The sequence below is a fragment of the Ideonella sp. B508-1 genome, from assembly GCF_000333615.1.
Classification (GTDB): domain Bacteria; phylum Pseudomonadota; class Gammaproteobacteria; order Burkholderiales; family Burkholderiaceae_C; genus Ideonella.
On sequence record NZ_BADL01000350.1, the window covers coordinates 1 to 18523 of the forward strand.

General features: G+C 70.1%; 21 protein-coding genes. 4 read left to right on the plus strand and 17 right to left on the minus strand.

Annotated features, from left to right (window positions below; translation table 11 throughout):
• The 13 genes from I73_RS14930 to I73_RS14990 form a co-directional block, all read right to left on the minus strand.
• A partial coding sequence (locus tag I73_RS14930) for a ferritin family protein (protein WP_022981352.1) occupies positions 1 to 304 on the minus strand: 304 nt, incomplete at its 3' end.
• A 7-nt stretch (positions 305 to 311) separates the two neighbouring features.
• Positions 312 to 611, minus strand: a complete 300-nt coding sequence (locus tag I73_RS14935) for a ferredoxin family protein (RefSeq protein WP_022981353.1) — start codon at positions 609 to 611, stop codon at positions 312 to 314.
• A 31-nt stretch (positions 612 to 642) separates the two neighbouring features.
• The gene (locus I73_RS14940) at positions 643 to 1956 is read right to left on the minus strand and encodes an FAD-dependent oxidoreductase (protein ID WP_022981354.1); all 1314 of its coding nucleotides are present in this window, start codon (positions 1954 to 1956) and stop codon (positions 643 to 645) included.
• 24 nt (positions 1957 to 1980) lie between these two features.
• The gene (locus I73_RS14945; RefSeq protein WP_022981355.1) at positions 1981 to 3078 is read right to left on the minus strand and encodes an electron transfer flavoprotein subunit alpha/FixB family protein; all 1098 of its coding nucleotides are present in this window, start codon (positions 3076 to 3078) and stop codon (positions 1981 to 1983) included.
• A 25-nt stretch (positions 3079 to 3103) separates the two neighbouring features.
• Complete coding sequence (locus tag I73_RS14950; RefSeq protein WP_022981356.1) at positions 3104 to 3952, minus strand: electron transfer flavoprotein subunit beta/FixA family protein; 849 nt, start codon at positions 3950 to 3952, stop codon at positions 3104 to 3106.
• A gap of 27 nt (positions 3953 to 3979) precedes the next feature.
• On the minus strand, positions 3980 to 4357 hold the full coding sequence (nifW, locus tag I73_RS14955; RefSeq protein ID WP_022981357.1) for a nitrogenase stabilizing/protective protein NifW: 378 nt from the start codon (positions 4355 to 4357) through the stop codon (positions 3980 to 3982).
• An 18-nt stretch (positions 4358 to 4375) separates the two neighbouring features.
• The gene (gene nifV, locus I73_RS14960) at positions 4376 to 5560 is read right to left on the minus strand and encodes a homocitrate synthase (RefSeq protein ID WP_022981358.1); all 1185 of its coding nucleotides are present in this window, start codon (positions 5558 to 5560) and stop codon (positions 4376 to 4378) included.
• 480 nt (positions 5561 to 6040) lie between these two features.
• Positions 6041 to 6430, minus strand: a complete 390-nt coding sequence (gene fdx / locus I73_RS14965; RefSeq protein ID WP_022981359.1) for an ISC system 2Fe-2S type ferredoxin — start codon at positions 6428 to 6430, stop codon at positions 6041 to 6043.
• Between the two features lie 30 nt (positions 6431 to 6460).
• Entirely contained in the window at positions 6461 to 8419 is a 1959-nt protein-coding gene (gene hscA, locus I73_RS28135; RefSeq protein WP_022981360.1) for a Fe-S protein assembly chaperone HscA, read from the minus strand.
• A gap of 117 nt (positions 8420 to 8536) precedes the next feature.
• On the minus strand, positions 8537 to 8860 hold the full coding sequence (iscA, locus tag I73_RS14975; RefSeq protein WP_022981361.1) for an iron-sulfur cluster assembly protein IscA: 324 nt from the start codon (positions 8858 to 8860) through the stop codon (positions 8537 to 8539).
• Positions 8861 to 8871: 11 nt separating this feature from the next.
• Positions 8872 to 9291, minus strand: coding sequence for an iron-sulfur cluster insertion protein ErpA (erpA, locus tag I73_RS14980; protein ID WP_022981362.1), 420 nt, complete (start codon positions 9289 to 9291; stop codon positions 8872 to 8874).
• Positions 9292 to 9350: 59 nt separating this feature from the next.
• Positions 9351 to 9776 carry a Fe-S cluster assembly scaffold IscU gene (iscU, locus tag I73_RS14985; RefSeq protein ID WP_022981363.1) on the minus strand — a complete coding sequence of 142 codons (426 nt, stop codon included), beginning with the start codon at positions 9774 to 9776 and terminating at the stop codon, positions 9351 to 9353.
• A gap of 25 nt (positions 9777 to 9801) precedes the next feature.
• The gene (locus I73_RS14990; RefSeq protein ID WP_022981364.1) at positions 9802 to 11016 is read right to left on the minus strand and encodes an IscS subfamily cysteine desulfurase; all 1215 of its coding nucleotides are present in this window, start codon (positions 11014 to 11016) and stop codon (positions 9802 to 9804) included.
• Between the two features lie 284 nt (positions 11017 to 11300).
• Between I73_RS14990 and I73_RS14995 the strand changes: the two genes are divergently transcribed.
• Positions 11301 to 11795, plus strand: coding sequence for a hypothetical protein (locus I73_RS14995; RefSeq protein WP_022981365.1), 495 nt, complete (start codon positions 11301 to 11303; stop codon positions 11793 to 11795).
• Between the two features lie 25 nt (positions 11796 to 11820).
• Here I73_RS14995 and I73_RS15000 read toward each other — a convergent pair whose 3' ends face one another.
• Positions 11821 to 12174 carry a hypothetical protein gene (locus I73_RS15000; protein ID WP_022981366.1) on the minus strand — a complete coding sequence of 118 codons (354 nt, stop codon included), beginning with the start codon at positions 12172 to 12174 and terminating at the stop codon, positions 11821 to 11823.
• Between the two features lie 135 nt (positions 12175 to 12309).
• Between I73_RS15000 and I73_RS15005 the strand changes: the two genes are divergently transcribed.
• The 3 genes from I73_RS15005 (at position 12310) to I73_RS28140 (ending at position 15363) form a co-directional block, all read left to right on the plus strand.
• A complete protein-coding gene (locus I73_RS15005) occupies positions 12310 to 13137 on the plus strand; it encodes a TOBE domain-containing protein (RefSeq protein WP_022981367.1) in 828 nt (275 codons plus the stop codon).
• Positions 13138 to 13232: 95 nt separating this feature from the next.
• On the plus strand, positions 13233 to 14459 hold the full coding sequence (locus I73_RS15010) for a lipopolysaccharide assembly protein LapB (RefSeq protein WP_022981368.1): 1227 nt from the start codon (positions 13233 to 13235) through the stop codon (positions 14457 to 14459).
• A 76-nt stretch (positions 14460 to 14535) separates the two neighbouring features.
• Positions 14536 to 15363 carry a ProQ/FINO family protein gene (locus I73_RS28140; protein WP_022981369.1) on the plus strand — a complete coding sequence of 276 codons (828 nt, stop codon included), beginning with the start codon at positions 14536 to 14538 and terminating at the stop codon, positions 15361 to 15363.
• On the opposite strand, the gene I73_RS15020 is transcribed toward I73_RS28140, so the two are convergent.
• The 3 genes from I73_RS15020 to I73_RS15030 all read right to left on the minus strand — a co-directional run.
• Positions 15281 to 16186, minus strand: coding sequence for an ion transporter (locus I73_RS15020; protein ID WP_026096778.1), 906 nt, complete (start codon positions 16184 to 16186; stop codon positions 15281 to 15283). The two genes, I73_RS28140 and I73_RS15020, sit on opposite strands and share 83 nt — an antisense overlap.
• 81 nt (positions 16187 to 16267) lie before the next feature.
• Entirely contained in the window at positions 16268 to 18049 is a 1782-nt protein-coding gene (locus I73_RS28145; protein ID WP_022981371.1) for a methyl-accepting chemotaxis protein, read from the minus strand.
• 245 nt (positions 18050 to 18294) lie between these two features.
• Positions 18295 to 18523, minus strand: a 229-nt coding sequence (locus I73_RS15030) for a DUF1854 domain-containing protein (protein WP_026096779.1), incomplete at its 5' end; no start/stop codon positions are given.

Genomic DNA, 18523 nt, shown 5'->3' on the forward strand with positions numbered 1-18523 from the left:
AGGGCAGCTTCAGGGCGCCGCGGGCATCGAGCGAGGCGTCGACGCCCACCCAGTCAGCCACCTCGGGCGAGACGCCGTCGGGCCACTGGAAGTCGCCCGGCGCCAGCTCGGGCACCTCGCGGAAGCCGCCGCGGGCCACGGCCTCGGCCAGGTGCTTGCGGGAGTAGCCGGCCATTTCGGTGAAGAAGCGGCGCAGCTCGGCATTGCCTTCGGTGCCCATGGCCGCCGCCAGCTCTTCGTAGCGGCGGGCCGCCTCGCGCTCCAGGGTGATGGCGTGCGCGAGGAAGATTTCAACGTCCTGCATGGATGGATCAACCGAACTTGAAGAGGATGCCGTGGCCGCCGCGCGGGTATTCCCAGGCGACGTTGCTGTGCTCGGTGCAGATGACGCGGCAGCTGCCGCATTCCAGGCAGCCGTCGGTGATCAGCGTCACCGTGCGGTTGCCCTCGGTCTTGTAGCAGGAGGCCGGGCAGACGTAGGTGCAGGCCTGGGACTGGCAGTCGTTGGCGCAGACCTCGGGGGCCTTGATCTGGATGTGCGGCCGACCGTGGTCGACCTTGTAGCGGTTCTGGAACAGCTTGTTCTCGACGTTGACAGCAGCAGTGCTCATGGCGCTCTCCGGTCAGGGGGTGGGGGACGGTTCAGCGGAAGGCGCGCCAGAACTTGAAGGCGTCGCTCACCAGGCCGGTGAGGCGGCGGGCGCCCTTGAAGCTGCCGAGGATCTCGCGCTCCTTGGTCTTCTTGTCCACGCCATCGACGGTGAACATGGTCTTGGCCGCGCGGTTGATCAGCTCGGGGTAGGTGGTGAAGAACTGCGGCGTGGTGTGCAGCACATCCGGCATCGCCTTGTACTTCTTCAGGTCCTTCATCACGAAGGACTCGTCCATCTTGGTCTTGTAGAGCTTGAGGTTGGCCTCGGTGGGCGCCTTGTTGCCCTGCTTGAGCGCCACGATGGTCTCGCCGGCCAGGCGGCCGCTGGTCATGGCCAGGTTGGAGCCCTCGCGGTGCACCGCGTTGACGAAGCCGCCGGAGTCACCCACGATGATCCAGCCGTTGCCGTAGATCTTGGGCACGGCGTTGTAGCCGCCCTCGGGGATCAGGTGCGCGGCGTACTCCTTCATCTCGCCGCCTTCGATCAGCGGGGCGATGCTGGGGTGGGCCTTGAGCTTCTCCAGCAGGGCGTAGGGGCTGGTGCGGTTCGGGTTGGCCTTGAAGTCCGACAGCAGGCAGCCGATGCCGATGGTCAGCGAGTCCTTGTTGGTGTAGAGGAAGCCGGTGCCGACCATGCCCTCGGTGACCTTGCCCATCAGCTCGATCACCACGCCCTCTTCGTCCTTGATGTTGAAGCGCTGCTGGATGACTTCCTCGGGCAGGAAGAGGATTTCCTTGACCGCCAGGGCCACGTTCTTGGCCTGCAGTTCGGGGTGGAAGCCCGCCTTGCGCGCCAGCGTGCTGTTGACGCCATCGGCCAGCACCACCACGTCGGCATAGACCTCGCCGCCCAGGCGGTCGCAGCGCACGCCGATCACGCGGTCCTTGTCCAGCAGCAGCTCGTCCACCGTGGTCTCGCAGACCAGCAGCGCACCGGCCTCGCGCACCTTGCTCGAGAACCACTTGTCGAACTGGGCGCGGATGATGGTGTAGCGGTTGTAAGGCGGCTTGTTGTAGTCGTCGCTGCGGTAGTGGGTGCCGATGAAGCTGTCGTCATCCATCACCCAGATGCGCTGCTCGATGATGTGGCGCTCCAGCGGGGCGTCCTCGCGGAAGTCGGGGATGATCTTCTCCAGCGCATCGCTGTAGAGGATGGCGCCCTGCACGTTCTTCGAGCCCGGGTACTCGCCGCGCTCGATCTGCAACACCTTCAGGCCAGCCTTGGCCATGGTGTAGGCGGCGGCATTGCCCGAGGCCCCGGCGCCGACGACGATGGCGTCAAACTTCTCTTTGGTAGCGGACATCGCTGTTCTCCTGAGGGATGAGGTTCAAGCCACCTTGCGGATCTGCTTGGCCAGGCGGGCCTCGAAGGCCTTGGTGAGGGCCGGCAGCACCTGCAGGGCGTTGCCGACGATGCCGAAATGGGCGAAGTCGAAGATGGGCGCGTTGGCATCGGTGTTGATGGCCACGATCACGTCCGAGCTCTCCATGCCCACCCGGTGCTGGATGGCGCCGGAGATGCCGGCGGCGATGTAGAGCTTGGGCCGCACCGTCTTGCCGGTCTGGCCGACCTGGCGCTCGGCCTCCACCCAGCCGGCCTGCACCACCGGGCGGGTGGCGCCCACCTCGGCGCCCAGCACCCGGGCCAGGTCCCACACCAGCTTGAAGTTGTCCGGGTTCTTCAGGCCCTTGCCCCCCGAGACAATCACGTCGGCATAGGCCAGGTTGACCGTGTTGCGGTTGGCGTCGGGGATGAAGTCCAGCAGCTTGGTGACGATGTCGGTCTCCACCATGCCCAGCGTGGCCTCGGTGATGCTGCCGGTGCGGCTGTCGTCGCGGCGCGGCATGGGCGCGGTGCGCGGGCGCATGGTGGCCATCTGCGGCCGGTAGGCCAGGGTCATGATGGTGCACAGCAGGCTGCCGCCGAAGGTTGGCCGCGTGGCGGCCAGGGCCCGGGTGGTGCCGTCGATGTTCAGCTCGGTGCAGTCGGCCGTCAGGCCGGTGCCCAGCGTGGTGGCCACCGAGCCGGCCAGGTCGCGGCCCATGGTGGTGGCGCCCAGCAGCAGGATCTCGGGCTGGTACTGGTTGACCAGGTCGGTCATGCCCTTGGTGAAGGGCTCGTTGCGGTAGCCCTTGAGCACCGGGTCGCGCATCACATAGCAGCTGTCGGCGCCGTAGGCGTAGGCTTCCTTGGCGAAGTCGTCGAGCTTCTCGTCGGGGCCGCCCATGACCACGCCGGCCACCGACACGCCCAGCTTGTCGGCCAGCTTGCGGGCCTCGCCCATCAGCTCCCAGCTCACGGAGTGAACCTGGCCTCGGTCGTGTTCGATGAAGACCCAGACGCCCTTGTAGCTCTTGAGGTGTTCGGGCAGTTCCAGGTTGCGGCCGCGGCCGGCCGGCTTCAGGGGGGCGTTTGCATTGCTCATGGCAGGTGCTCCTTGGGGCGGCGGGTCAGGCGGAAAGGTGGTCCACGATCTCCTGCTCCAGCATCGGGTGCTGGGTGAAGATCTTGTCGAGCAGGTTGATCGTGACGTCGTTCAGGCTGGTGTCGGCCACGGTCATCATGTCGGCCTTCTCGCTGCGCGGCGTCGGGCCGAAGACCTTGCTCACCACGGTGGGCGAGCCCTTCAGGCCGATCTTGGTGACGTCCTCGATGCCGGCATCGTCCTTGTTCCACTTGCGCACCTGGAAGCGCGCGGCGCGCAGCATGTCGTCCATGGTGGCGAAGCGCATCTCGTTGGTGCCTTCGAGCATGGTGATCAGGCTGGGCAGCGTGGTGTCGAGCAGCTGCACGCCGCCCTCGGCCCGGCGCTCCACCTGGATGCGGCGGTTCTCCAGATCCACCTTGACGATGCGGCTGACATAGGTCAGCAGGTTCCAGCCCAGGCGCTTGGCAATGCCGGGGCCGACCTGGGCGGTGTCGCCATCGATGGTCTGCTTGCCGGTGAAGACCAGGTCCACCGCCTGCTCTTCGTGGATCTTCTTGATCGCCGAGGTCAGCGCGTAGGAGGTGGCCAGGGTGTCGGCGCCGGCAAAGGCGCGGTCGGTCACCAGGATGGCGTCGGTGGCACCGAAGCTGATGCACTTGCGCAGCGCTTCCTCGGCCTGGGGCGGGCCCATGCACAGCATCGTCACCCGACCGCCGAACTGGTCCTTCAGGCGCAGGGCCTCTTCCAGCGCAAACAGGTCGTAGGGGTTCACGATGGCCGGCACACCCTGGCGCATGATGGTGTTGGTCACCGGGTGGACGCGGATCTGCGCCGAATCCGGCACCTGCTTGATGCAGACGACGATGTGCATGGAAGTCTCCGGTGGAGGTGGTGCGGCTCAGGCGGCGCGCAGGTTGGCGGAAGGGGTGGCGGCGGGCGCGGACTCGCGGCGCTCGGCCAGGCTGTCGCGCAGCTTGGACAGCGAGACGTGCTGCTGACCGCCGGCGTCCTGGAAGACCTTGAAGACCTTCTCGGTGGCGGCGTCGGACTGCACGAAGTCCTGGTAGGCCTGCGCCAGCAGTTCGCGGTAGCGCTGGAACATGGCCAGCTCGTCCAGCCCGGCCAGGCCCTCGGCCTTGTGCAGGTACTGGTAGAAGCGCTTGAGGATGTGCAGGCGGTTCACGTTGACGACGCGCTCGTCGTACGAGACGCCGAAGAAGTCGAGAAACTCGTTGGCACTGGACAAGGCCTTGAGTTGTTGGATGAAGTCGCTCATGGGTGGGTCTCCAGTCCGTCAGGCAGCCAAACGGGTGGCCGGGTGGGGGGCCAGCAAGGGGGTCAGGTCAGCGCTGCCTTCCGAGCGGAAGCGCAGCAGGTCGGTGTTGTCGGGCGGGCGCTTGGTGGCCAGCACATGGGCGCGGATGCGCTCCAGCAGCGCTGGCACCTCGGCGGCTTCCAGCGTCTGCCCCAGTTGGGCATAGGCCGCGATGACCGCATGCGAGCCGCTGTGCTTGCCCAGCACCAGGGTGTGGTGGCGGCCCAGTTCGGCGGGGTCGAAGCCCTGGTAGTTGCGCGGATCCTTGAGCAGGCCGTCCACATGGATGCCCGACTCGTGGGTGAAGACCGCCTCGCCGACGATGCTCTTGTTCTGCGCCACCGGCCGGCCCGAAGCCCGGGCCACCAGGGCCGAGATGCCGGCCAGCGCCAGGCCGTCCACACCGCTTTCCACGCCGTGGAGGTGGCGCATGGCCATCACCACCTCCTCCAGCGCGGCATTGCCGGCACGCTCGCCCAGGCCGTTGACGGTGGTGCTCACATGGGTGGCCCCGGCACGCCAGGCGGCCAGGGTGTTGGCGGTGGCCAGGCCCAGGTCGTTGTGGGCGTGCATCTCGATGGCAATGTCCACCTCGCGGCGCAGCGCACCGATGCGGCGGGCGGTCTCGAAGGGATCGAGGATGCCCAGGGTATCGGCATAGCGCACCCGCACCGCGCCGGCGCTCTGGGCGGCCGCGGCCACCTTGGCCAGGAAGCCGTCGTCGGCGCGCGAGGCGTCCTCCAGGCCCACGCTGACCAGGGCCCCGGCGTCGGTGGCGCGGTGCACATGGCGGATGACACTGGACAGCACCCAGGCCCGGTCCCGGCCCAGCTTGCGCTCGATCTGCAGATCGGACACGGGAATGGACAGGTGGACCAGATCGGCCCCGCAGCGCAGCGCGCCCTGCAGATCGGCCTCGCACATGCGGGCCCAGACCATGGTGCGGGCCTTCAGCCGCAGGCCCACGATGGCCTGGATCAGCTCGACCTCGTGCTCGCCCATGGCGGGGATGCCGATCTCCATCTCCGGCACGCCGGCGGCGTCCAGCGCCTGGGCGATGGCCAGCTTCTCCTCGTCGGTGAAGGCCACGCCAGCGGTCTGCTCACCGTCGCGCAGCGTGGTGTCGTTGATCGTGAAAGGCCAGGTCCGGTCGAAGGTGTCCATGTCGGCGTCCTCGTTGGATGGACCTGTCAACGCAAGCGGTGTGCCACCTGTTTGTGCGCCCCTAATTGCTTGATTTGATTGGATTTTCTGTGCCGCTTCGGGCAACAGAGGGCGCTGTGGGTTTTGTCACGTTGCCGACAGCCTGGGCCCAGGCTCAGGCAGAGAGCCTGTGCGACAGCCAACCACGGTGGGCAGCGGTGGGCGCTGGCCCGTGGCCGGGGGCGTGGAGGGTGCCGAGGGATGGGTGTGGTGGGCCGGGGCGCGCCAGGCGCGCCCTTCCTGTCCGACTCACCGTGGGTGTCTGAGCGAAGCGCGCCAGGCGCGCGCAGCGAGTTCCACGGTGCCGGCCTGGCGCATCCAGCCCGAGGGTCGTCCGAGCGCAGGCGAGGACCACCCGATCGCCCCCGGCCGCGGGCAGGCGTCCGCCGCGGGGACCCCCCTCAGCAGAGTGCCCTCAACGACGCAACCCACCGGGAGGATTCACTCCCTCGCGTGGTTCTTCGAGTACTTGGGCAGTTCCACCACCAGCGGTGTGCCGTTGAGTTTGACGCAGCAGGACAGGCGCGACTGGGCGTCCAGCCCCCAGGCGTCGTCGAGCTGGTCTTCCTCTTCCTCGTCAGCCGCCGGCAAGCCGGCCAGACCCTCGCGGATGTGCACATGGCAGGTCGCGCAGGCGCAGACCTTCTCGCAGGCATGTTCGATCGCCACGCCATGCTCCAGCAGCGCGTCCACCAGCTTCTGCCCGGTGCGCGCCTCGAAGGACAGGCCGTCGGGGCACAGCTCCGGGTGCGGCCGCACCGTCACCGGCGTGGGGGGCTTGCTGGCCTTGGCAGAGGGGGAGGCAGCCAGGGCGTCGGTGGGGGCGGTCATGGTTGGCTCCGGAACTGAAGAGAGGATCGGTCAGGCCGCCAGCCCGTGCTCGGCGGAGGTCGAGGGTGAGCTGCCCAGCGCGCCGGCCAGGGTGTCCAGACGCTGGCCGGACAGGGCCTCGCGCACCCGGGCATCCATGCGGCGCCCGGCAAAGGGTGTGGTGGCCTGGTTCAGGCCTTCGGTGGCCTGGCGCAGGCGCTCGCGCATCGTGCGGTGCGCCTCCAGCGACGGGCCCTCGCCCTCGGCGCATTCGGCCAGGCCATCGGCCACATCCTGCATGGCCCGCAGGATGACGAACTGCTCGCGCGCCACCAGCAGGTGGCCGTCGGCATGCAGGGCGGCGTCCACCGCGTCCAGCAGGCGGCGGGCTTCGACCTCGGCCTCGCGCAGCATGCGGGCGGCAGCATCGGCCTCGGCGCTCTGGATGGCCGACTGCAACATGCCGGCCACCTCGTCGTTGGCCAGACCGTAGCTGGGCTTGACCTCGACATGGGCCTGCACGCCGGTGGTCTGCTCCTGCGCGGTCACGCTCAGCAGGCCGTCGGCATCGATCTGGAAGGTCACGCGGATGCGCGCCGCCCCCGCCACCATCGGCGGGATGCCACGCAGCGTGAAGCGCGCCAGCGAACGGCATTCACTGACCAGCTCGCGCTCGCCCTGCACCACATGCAGGGCCATCGCGGTCTGGCCGTCCTTGAAGGTGGTGAAGTCCTGGGCCCGCGCGGTGGGCACGGTGGAGTTGCGCGGAATGATCTTCTCGACCAGACCGCCCATGGTCTCCACGCCCAGGGACAGCGGGCAGACATCGAGCAGCAGCAGACCGTTGTCGCCCACCGCCTTGTTGCCGGCCAGCTGGTCGGCCTGGATGGCCGCACCCAGGGCCACCGCCTGGTCGGGGTCGATGCCGGTGTAAGGCTCGCGGCCGAACAGCTCGGCCACCGCGCAGCGCACCTGCAAGAGACGCGTCGAGCCGCCCACCATCACCACGCCATCGACCTCCGGCGCCTTCAGGCCGGCGTCGCGCAGCGCGCGCTTGACCGGGCCCAGGGTGCGCTCCACCAGCGGACGGGTCAGGGCGTCGAAGGCCGCCCGGTCCAGCGAGGCGGCGAAGGCCTGCCCCTGCGCCGCGCAGGTGGCGGTCATGGTGGCGCTCTCCTGGTCGGAGAAGGCCTCCTTGGCCTGGCGGGCCGCGGCGCGCAGTGCGCCAGCATCGGCCGGGCCCCAGGGCGCCGGGCACTGGGCCACGAACCAGTCCACCAGGGTCTGGTCGAAGTCGTCACCGCCCAGCTGGACGTCGCCGTTGGTGGCCAGCACCTCGAAGACGCCACGCGACAGGCGCAGCACGCTCACGTCGAAGGTGCCGCCGCCCAGGTCGTAGACCACGTAGACGCCCTCGCTGGCGGTGTCCAGGCCATAGGCCACGGCCGCCGCGGTGGGCTCGTTGAGCAGGCGCAGCACGGTGAGGCCGGCGGCCTGGGCGGCGTCCTTGGTGGCCTGGCGCTGCGCGTCGTCGAAATAGGCCGGCACGGTGATGACGGCGCCCACCAGCGGGCCGCCCAGGGCGGCCTCGGCCCGGTCCTTCAGCGCCCGCAGCACCTCGGCGCCCACCGCCACCGGACTCTTCACGCCGGCCACGGTGCGCACCCCCACGGCGCTCTCGCCCAGGGCTTCCAGCGCGTAGGGCACCACGCCCGGGGCGATGTCACCCGGCCCGCGCCCGATCAAGCGCTTGGCCGAGGCGATGGTGTTGAAGGGATCCTGCGCGGCCAGCGCGCGGGCGGCGTCGCCCACCGTCACCGTGCCATCGGCCGCGTAGTGCACCACCGAGGGCAGCAGGCTGCGCCCGGCCTCGTCGCTCAGCACCACCGGCACCGCGCTGCGGACCGTGGCCACCAGCGAATTGGTGGTGCCCAGGTCGATGCCCACCGCCAGCCTGTGCTGGTGCGGCGCCGCCGCGCGACCGGGTTCAGCGATTTGCAACAGAGCCATGGTCAAGCACTCCTGGTGGTTCGCCTCCCCGTCCAGCGGCCGCCGCGGAACCGGCTTGGCCGGGCCGCTGGTGGCGCCCCCTTGAGGGGGCCGCCGAAGGCGGTACGGGGTGGTCTGTCAGACTGCGAAGGACTCGCCACAGCCGCAGTTGGCGGTGGCGTTGGGGTTGTGGAACTTGAAGCCCTCGTTGAGGCCTTCGCGCACCCAGTCCAGCTCGGTGCCGTCGACCAGGGGCAGGCTCTGGGCGTCGACCAGCACCTTCACACCTTCGGTCTCGAAGACCTGGTCCTCGGGGTTGGCCGCGTCGGCGAACTCCAGCGCGTAGGCATAGCCGGAGCAGCCGCTGGTCTTGACGGCCACGCGCAGGCCGATGCCGCCACCACGCTGCGTCAGCGCCTTCTGGATCTGCTTGGCCGCCTTGGGCGTCACGCTGAGCGTCATGGCCGTCTCCTTCAGACCGAGAACGAGCTGCCGCAGCCGCAGGTGCTGGTGGCGTTCGGGTTGCGGATCACGAAGCGCGAGCCTTCCAGGCTGTCCTCGTAGTCGATCTCCGCGCCGGCCAGGTACTGCAGGCTCATCGCGTCGACCAACACCTTGATCGCGCCGCGCGCCACCTCCAGGTCGTCTTCCTTGGCGGTGTCGTCGAAGGAGAAGCCGTACTGGAAGCCCGAGCAACCGCCGCCGGTCACGAAGATGCGCAGGCGCAGATTGGGGTCGTTCTCTTCGGCCAGCAGCTCGCCGACCTTGCTGACGACGGCGTCGCTGATGTGGATGGGCGGCTGGCCATCGGCGAAGACGGGCATCACCGGCGGCGTGGCCGGGGTGCTGCTGCAGCTGCTGGCGGCGCCGTTGGGCTGGGATTGGCAGGCCATGGGGAAATCTCCGTGTCGGGTGGGGTGTGTTCGGGGGAGCGAGCCGGGGACGGCGGGCCTCAGGCGTTGGCCGGGGCGCAGGCGGGTTGTTCCAGCGTGCCGGTTCCGCTCTTGCTGCGGTAGTCGTTGACCGCGGCCTTGATGGCGTCCTCGGCCAGGATGGAGCAGTGGATCTTCACCGGCGGCAGCGCCAGCTCCTCGGCGATCTGGGTGTTCTTGATCTCCAGCGCCTGGTCCAGCGTCTTGCCCTTGACCCACTCGGTCACCAGCGAGCTCGAGGCGATGGCCGAGCCGCAGCCGTAGGTCTTGAAGCGAGCATCCTCGATCACGCCGGTGCTGGGGTTGACCTTGATCTGCAGCTTCATCACGTCGCCGCAGGCCGGCGCACCGACCATGCCGGTGCCGACGCCTTCATCGGCGGTTTCGAAGCCGCCCACATTGCGCGGGTTCTCGTAGTGGTCGATGACCTTGTCGCTGTATGCCATGGTGTGCTCCTGAAGGGTGGGGCGTTCAGTGTTCAGCCCACTGGACGGAATTCAGATCGATGCCGGCCTGGTGCATGTCCCACAGGGGGCTCAGGCCGCGCAGGCGCTCCACCGTCTCGCGCACCTGGGCAGCGGCACGGTCGATGTCCTGTTCGGTGGTGAAGCGGCCCATCGAGAAGCGGATGGAGCTGTGGGCCACCTCGTCGGACAGGCCCAGGGCGCGCAGCACATAGCTGGGCTCCAGGCTGGCCGAGGTGCAGGCCGAGCCCGAGGACACCGCCACGCCCTTGATGCCCATCAGCAGCGACTCGCCTTCGACGAAGGTGAAGCTCATGTTCAGGTTGTGCGGGATGCGCCGGGTCAGGTCGCCATTGACGATGACCTCGGGGATGTCGGCCAGCCTGGCCAGCAGCCGGTCGCGCAGCACACGGATGCGCTCGTTCTCGCTGGCCATGTGCTCCTTGGCCAGGCGGTAGGCCTCGCCCATGCCGACGATCTGGTGCGTGGGCAGGGTGCCCGAGCGCATGCCGCGCTCGTGGCCGCCGCCGTGCATCTGGGCCTCGATGCGCACCCGGGGCTTGCGCCGCACGTACAGCGCACCGATGCCCTTGGGGCCGTAGCTCTTGTGGGCCGACAGGCTCATCAGGTCCACGCACTGGCTGTGCATGTCCAGCGGGATCTTGCCGGTGGCCTGGGCCGCATCCACATGGAACAGCACGCCCTTGCTGCGGCAGAGCCGGCCGATGGCGTCGATGTCCTGCACCACGCCGATCTCGTTGTTGACGGCCATCACGGAGACGAGGATGGTGTCCGGGCGCATCGCCGCCTCCAGCACCGACAGGTCCAGCAGGCCGTTGGACTGCACCGGCAGGTAGCTGACCTCGAAGCCCTCGCGCTCCAATTCGCGCATGGTGTCCAGCACGGCCTTGTGTTCGGTCTGCACCGTGATCAGATGCTTGCCCTTGGCCTGGTGGAACTGGGCCACGCCCTTGATGGCCAGGTTGTCGGACTCGGTGGCGCCGCTGGTCCAGACGATCTCGCGGGGGTCGGCCCCGATCAGCGCGGCCACATGTTCGCGGGCGATCTCCACCGCCTCTTCGGCGGCCCAGCCGTAGGCATGGCTGCGCGAGGCCGGGTTGCCGAACTGTTCGTACAGGTAGGGGACCATGGCCTGGACCACCCGCGGGTCCACCGGCGTGGTGGCTGCGTAGTCCAGATAGATCGGCTTGGCGGTTTCCATCGTTGCGACTCCCGTGGTCTGTTCATGCCCCAAATCGCAACCCGCGTGCCAACCTGGCGCCTCCCCGCGAGAATTTCGCAAGTCCTTGATCTGATACGGATTTCCGACAAAACCATTTGGTCATCAGGGCCTTGATGTCAGCGCACCTGGCGGCGGCTGCGGGAGACGCTGTGTGGTTTGTCGGCTATTCGACGCGGCGTGTCGCACGCCCGCGCGGGCCCGCCCCGGGGCGGGCCGCCATGGCACCCAATCTGCTTGGTGGCGGGGCACCCCAGGAGAACGTCATGAACCTGTTCACCGGCGAGGCGGCCGACGAGTTGTTCGGCGGCGAGCCCCCCGCCACCGTGCGACCGCTGCTGGCCCAGGCCCAGCAGGCCCCGCGCGAAGAGATTCCTCCGCTGCTGTGGGCCGCGCAGGCCAGCGCGCCGCAAGCCCTCTCGGTCTACTACCTGCTCTACAAATGCCACGCCGGCCGGCGGGAATTCGCACTGGCCGAGAAGGCCGCGCGGCTGGGCCTGGCCGAGGCGGCGCGGCAGGCCGGCCTGCCCGGCGACTGGCAGGCGGTGGCGCCCGGCGCGAGCGACTTCGCGGGGACCGGCCCGCAGCGCTTCTGGCTGTTCACGCTCAAGGCCCTGGCTTTCATCGCGGTGCGCAGCGGCCGCCAGGACGAGGCCCGCGCCCTGCTGGACCAGATCGCCCGGCTGGACCCGCAGGCCAGCGTGGGCGGCGAGGTGATCGCCAGCCTGCTGGCCAGCGTGGCGGGGACCGGCGCCGCATGACGCGCGGGCGCCCCCTGGCGCGGGCTCAGGCCGCGAAGCGGAACAGCTCCGGCTGGGACTGGCGGTACACCCGCAGCCAGCTCAGCGTGGCCGGCACCAGCGAGCGCACGCCGAACCACAGGGCCTCGTCGCGCGCCGGCCCCTCCTCGCGCAATGCGATGCCCATGCCGCGCCAGCCCGCCCAGTCGATCTCCGGCATGGCCTGGGTGGCGCTGCCGGGCAGGTCGCGCAGCATGGCGGCCAGCACGCCCAGCTGGCGCGTCACCTCGCCCCGGGTCAGGCGCGAGCCCAGCAGCTCGCCCTCTTCCAGCCCGTCGGTCAGCGTCAGCACAGCCGCGCCGGCCTCTTCGATGGACCCCAACATCGCGGCGGTGATCATGTGTGCCTCCTGTCTGGTGCTGTCGACAGGCCGAGCAGGTTTGATGCCAGGCCCAGCCCGCTAGACTGCGCCCAGGCCCTGCCCCTCACCAGCCGGACCAACCCTGAGCGCGCCAGCGCAGATTGCTCCCCGTCCATGGCCACTTCCCGACGTTCCGCCCGCCCCGCCGCCAAGCCGGCCCTCAAGGGCAGCATCTCGCTGCAGACGCCGCTGGGCGCGGTGCTCAGCGAGAGCCGCATCCGCCTGCTCGAGGCCATCGACCGGGTGGGCTCGCTCAACCGGGCGGCGCGCGAAGTGCCGCTGTCCTACAAGGCCGCCTGGGATGCGCTGGACACCATGAACCAGCATGCGCCCGAACCCCTGGTGCTGCGCGCCACCGGCGGCGCGGGCGGCGGCGGCACCCAGCTGACCGACTACGCCCGCCAGCTGGTGGCCCTGTACCGGGCCATGGAGAGCTCGCAGCAGGACATCCTCAACCGCCTGCCGGGCGTGCCGGCCCAGGGCGATGCACCGGCCCTGCGCACGCTGATCCGCCGCATGAGCATGCGCACCAGCGCGCGCAACCAGCTGGCCTGCCGGGTGCAGAGCCTGTCGGACCGCGGCGGCCTGGTGGATGTGTCCCTGGACCTGGGCCAGGGCGATGTCTTCGTGGCCACCATCACCCCGGCCTCGGCCCAGTCGATGGCACTGCAGGCCGGTGACGAGCTCTACGCCCTGATCAAGGCGCCCTGGGTGCAGGTGGCGGCCAAGGCGCCCCGGCGCCAGGCCGGCCGCAACCGGCTGGCCGGCACGCTGATGGCCTTGCAGCCCGGCCGCACCCACACCGCCTGCACCCTGCAACTGGCCGGGGGCCTGGTGCTGGAGGCCACGGTGCCGAACACCGAGGCCGCCGGTCTGAGCCTTGGGGCGCCGGCCTGGGCCACGTTCGCCACCGACAGCGCGGTGCTGGTCACCTTCCGCTGAAGGCACCTCCCGGGCCGGCGGTCCCGATTGCAGCGCCGCGGACAGGCGCCTACGATGGTCCGGCCCGCACAGGGCGGGCGCGGCAGGAGCACACCATGCGGCTGTTCTGGACCTGCCTGGGCCATCGCGCCCAGAACGCTGTCGCGGCCGGGATGGCCCGCGGCGCCACCGTGCAGACCGCCCGGGCCGTGGCCCTGGCGGGGGGCATCGCACTGGCCGGCTGCGCGCCCTTGCCGCCCGCGCCGCCCCCCTCGCCGCCCTGGGAGGACGCTGCCTTCGCCCCGGTGGCCGTGGACACCAGCGCTCGCGACCTCTTCGCCCTGACGCCGGAGATGCGCCACTTTCTGCGCAGCGATCTGAGCCTGCTGCTGCACATGGAGGGGCGGCAGGAAGGCCTTTACCGGGCGCTGCGCAACCCGCGCTACCTGAAGCTCGACTACGACGCCGCCCACACCCGGACCGCGGCCGAGTCCTTCCGCGACCGGGCCGGCAACTGCCTGTCCCTGGTCATCCTCTCGGCCACGCTGGCACGCGACCTGGGCCTGTCGGTCAGCTTCCAGGAGGTGCTGGGTGAGGACAGCTGGGGCCTGTCGGGCGACTTCATCGTGGCCAGCGGCCATGTGAACCTGGTGCTCGGCCAGCGCAGTGGCGTGATGCTGGGCGACGAGAGCCAGGCCCGGGTGGTGGACTTCCTGCCCAGCGACCGGGCACGCGGCTACCGCACCCGCCGGGTGGGCGAGACCACCCTGGTGGCGATGTACCAGAACAACCGGGCGGCCGAGGCCCTGGTGGAGGGCCGGCTGGACGAGGCCTACGCCTGGGCCCAGGCGGCGGTGCGCAGCGCGCCTCAACGCGCCGCCAGCCTCAACACCCTGGGCGTGGTCTATGAGCGCCGGGGGCTGCCTGCCGCCGCGGAACAGACCTGGCGTCTGGCGCTGGCCCTGGCCCCCGAGGACACCCGGGTGATGGGCAACCTGGTGGCGCTGCTGCAGGCCCAGGACCGGCCGCAGGAGGCCCACGCCCTGTCGACGCAGTTGGCCCGGCTGCAGAGCCAGGCCCCCTTCACCCATTACCGGGAGGGCCTGCTGGCCGCCCGCGCAGGCAACTGGCCCCGCACCCGCGACGAGATGCAGCAGGAGATCGACCGCAACCCCAACTTCCTGGAGGCACAGGCCTGGCTGGCCCAGGCCTACCTGGCCCTGGGCGACCTGCCCGAAGCCAGACGCCATCTGCAGCGCGCCGCGGAGCTGGGCGACACCCCGGCAGACCGTTCGCTCTACGCGGCCAAGCTGGCCCGCCTGGGCGTCGCCAAGGCCCCTTGAGGCCCCGGCCGGGACCGGCCCATTCGACCGCGCCCGGCGGGATGGGCACAATCACGCCTTCGTCCCTCATTTCCCGATGTCCATGACCTCGATGCCCACGCCGCCCGCGGCGGACCAGCCGACCCCGCCCGAGGCCGATGCCCTGGCCCTTTCTGCCGCCGCCCCGGCCCCCAGCGACACGGTCGCGGACACCCCGGCTGCTGCGGCCACGCCCGAGGCGGCGCCCGCCCCAGGGGCTCCGGTGGCCGCCGCGCCGGCGATGAGTGCCGCCGAATGCGCCGAGCAGCTCAAGCAGCGCTTTCCGGCGCTGTTCGCGGGCGCGCCCAAGCCGATCAAGCTGCGCGTGCAGGCCGACATCCAGGCCCGCGCCCCCGGCGTGTTCACCAAGGCCGTGCTCTCGGCCTTCCTGCGCCGCCACACCGGTGGCACCGGCTACCTGATCGCCCTGAGCCGCGCCAGCCACCGGCTGGACCTGGACGGCCAGCCCACCGACCCGGTCAGCGACGAGCACCGTCAGGCCGCCCTGGACGAACTGGCGCGGCGCCGCGCCATCACCCAGGCCCGGCGCGCCGAAGAGGACCAGGCCCGGCGTGACCGCGCCCACCTGCTGCGCGACTTCGAGAAGACCACGCTGACCGAGGCCAATTTCTGCGCCCTCAAGGGCCTGACGCCCGAGCAGCTGCAGGCCACGCTGGCCCAGGCCCGCCAGGAAGCGGCCGAAGCCCCGCCGCGCGAGATGCGCCATGAAGGCCGTGGCCCGCGCCCGGACGGCCGGGGCCCGCGGGAAGGCCGCCGCGAGGGTGGCCGCCCGGACCGCCCCTTCAACCAGGATCGCGCTGCCAGGGGGGCAGGCGGGCCCCGCAATCGCGGCAATAACGGGCCGAAGGCAGGTGGCCCTCGCTGAGGCAGTCGGGGCAGTGGCGCGTGGTCGGCTCCTGGCCGCGGCGCGCCGCGAATTCCGCGCTGACGATGCCGGTGGGCACCGCCAGCGTGCCCCAGCCCAGCAGCATCATCATCGATGAGATCAGCCGGCCCAGGTCGGTCCTGGGCGTGATGTCGCCGAAGCCCACCGTGGTGACCGTGGTGATGGCCCAGTAGATCGACACCGGGATGCTGGTGAAGCCGTTGGCCGGCCCCTCGACGACGTACATCAGGGTACCCAGCACCACGGCCACCATCAGCACGAAGGTCAGGAAGACCAGGATCTTGCGCCGGGTGGCCCACAGCGCCGCCCCCAGCGCGCCGTACTCGGCCACATAGGCGCCGAGCTTGAGGATCCGGAAGATGCGCAAGAGGCGCAGCACCCGCACGTCGATCAGCGCGTGCAGCCCCGGCACCAGCACCGCCAGGTAGGTGGGCAGCACCGCCAGCAGGTCGATCACCCCGTAGACGCTGCGCGCGTAGCGCAGGGGGTGGCGCACGCACAGCAGGCGGGCCACGTACTCGGCGGTGAACAGCAGGGTCAGGCTCCACTCCAGCACCGTCAGCAGGGTGCCGAAACGGGCCTGGACCGCCACCACGCTGTCGGCCATCACCACGCCGATGCTCAGCACGATCAGGCCGATCAGCGTCAGGTCGAAGGCCCGCCCGGCCCGGGTGTCGGCCTCGAAGATGATGGTGTAGAGGCGGCGGCGCAAGCCCTCGTCGGGGCGGCCCAGGCGGGCCAGCAGCGCATCCACCGGACGGGCGGCTGCGGGAGGAGATGCGGCGGGGTCAGAAGGGGTCATGGCTGCGGCATCGTGACGATCCGCAGCCAGCATACCCCGGCCCCACGGGCAGGGACGCGGGGCCCGCCGGCCCCGCTCAGGTCAGAACGAGGTCCAGTCGTCGTCGCCGGCCGCGGCCACCGCGGGCGTCTCGGCCGGCCGGGCGGCCACGCTCGGGGCGGGAGCCGACACCGACTTGGCGACAGGCTTGCCCGCGGGCCGGGCCGCCGGCTTGTGGGCCGTGGCCACCGGCTTTTGCGGCGCGCGCGGCGGCTGGGGCTTGGCCGGCGCAGACGCCAGCGCAGCGGGCCGCGTTGCGGTCTCATGGCCCAGGCGGAAGCGGCTGACGACCTCGTTGAGGCGCTGGGCCTGCTCGCGCAGGCTCTCGGCCGCCGCCGCCGACTCTTCCACCAGCGCGGCGTTCTGCTGCGTCATCTGGTCGAGGTTGGTGACGGCCAGATTGACCTCGCCGATGCCCTGGCTCTGCTCGGCCGCGGCCGCGGTGATCTCGCCCACCACGTCGGTGACGCGCCGCACCGAGGACACGATCTCGCCCATGGTGCTGCCGGCCTGGCCCACCAGACGGGCGCCGGCCTCCACCTTCTCGACGCTGGCGCCGATCAGGGTCTTGATCTCCTTGGCCGCCTCGGCACTGCGCTGGGCCAGGCTGCGCACCTCGCCGGCCACCACGGCAAAACCGCGGCCCTGCTCGCCGGCCCGGGCGGCTTCCACCGCCGCGTTCAGGGCCAGGATGTTGGTCTGGAAGGCGATGCCATCGATCACGCCGATGATGTCGGCGATCTTCTGGCTGGCGTGGTTGATGTCATTCATGGTGTGCACGACATCGCTGACCACCCGGCCGCCCTCTTCGGCGACGCCCGCGGCCGAGGAGGCCAGCTGGTTGGCGGTGTGGGCGGCATCGGCGCTCTGGCGCACCGTGCCGGTCAGCTGTTCCATCGAGCTGGCCGTCTCCTGCAGGTTGGAGGCGGTCTGCTCGGTGCGGGCGCTCAGGTCGGCATTGCCGGTGGCGATCTCGCGGGAGGCCACCGAGATGCTCTCGACGGACTGGTGCACCTGGGTCACCGTCTCGCGCAGCGAACCCACCATGGTGTGCAGGGAACCGATCAGGCTGCCCGGGGCCGCGGGCGGCAGGGCCACCGCCAGATTGCCCTGGGCCACCTCGTCCATGGCGCGCTGGGCATCGGCCGGGTCGCCGCCAATCTGGTGGAGCACGCTGCGGCCCACGCCATAGGCCACGCCGCCCACCACCGCCAGCAGAACCAGCAGCAGGGCACCGGCCTGCAGGGCGGCCGTGCGGACCTGGGCCGCCAGGTCGTCCATGTACAGGCCGGAGCCGACGACCCAGTTCCAGCCGTCGACACGGATCAGGTACTGCAGTTTGTCCACCGCCACGGTCTGGCCCGGCCGAGGGAACATGGTGGACACGAAGGCCGTCCCATCCGGGCTGCTCTTGCCGGCCTGCACCATGCGGGTGATCAGGTCACCGCCCGTCCCGTCGGGGATCTTGCCGAACATGGACTGGCCTTTCCATTCCGGCTTGAAGGGGTGCATCACCGAACGCCCCTCGTAGTCCCAGATGTAGACGTAGTCCTTGCCACTGTCGCCATAGCGGATCGCCCGCAAGGCCTCCTTGGCGGCCTCCTGGGCATCGGCCTCGCTCATCTTGCCGGCCTGGGCCTTGGCGCGGAAGCCCTCGATCTGGGTCTGCGCGGCACGCACGACGTTCACCAGTTCGGCGCGACGGCCGTCCTCGATGTAGCGCGAGACCAGGTTGAGGGCCAGCACCGCCATGAGCACCATGGCCAGCACCGCTGTGCCGCCCAGAACGAGGATCTTCTTCCTGAAGGTCAGGGATCGAAACATGACTGCTTCCTTTTTTGGGGACGCCCTGCGTAGACACCGGGACCGAAGCGCACACCACATACCCACTCAGGTACAGGCATGACAACAGAGCAACACACTCAGTGTGCTGTGTCACTTCGGCACACCAAGGAAAAAAGAAAGGAGCAGAACCCCCTCACTTTTCCTCCCATCGGAATTCCGTCAAGCAAAAGCAGCCCTGTCCGACGCAGCCGTCGGCCGCGAATGACAGGGAAAACCCCGTTTCGCTAGAGGAACCGTTCCAGCAGGCGCTTGGAATGGCGGTCCAGGGTCGTGAGATCGGGCACCAGGAAGACGATGCCGTGCCCGCTGGTGATCAGCAGGCGGCCGCGCTGCGGCAGGCGGCGGATGTCTTCCTCCACCTTGAGCACCAGGGTGGCGGGGCCGCGGTCGGTGTCCACCGCCCAGGTGCTGGGGGTGGAGAAGGTGGAGACGCTGCGCAGACGCTGGATCACC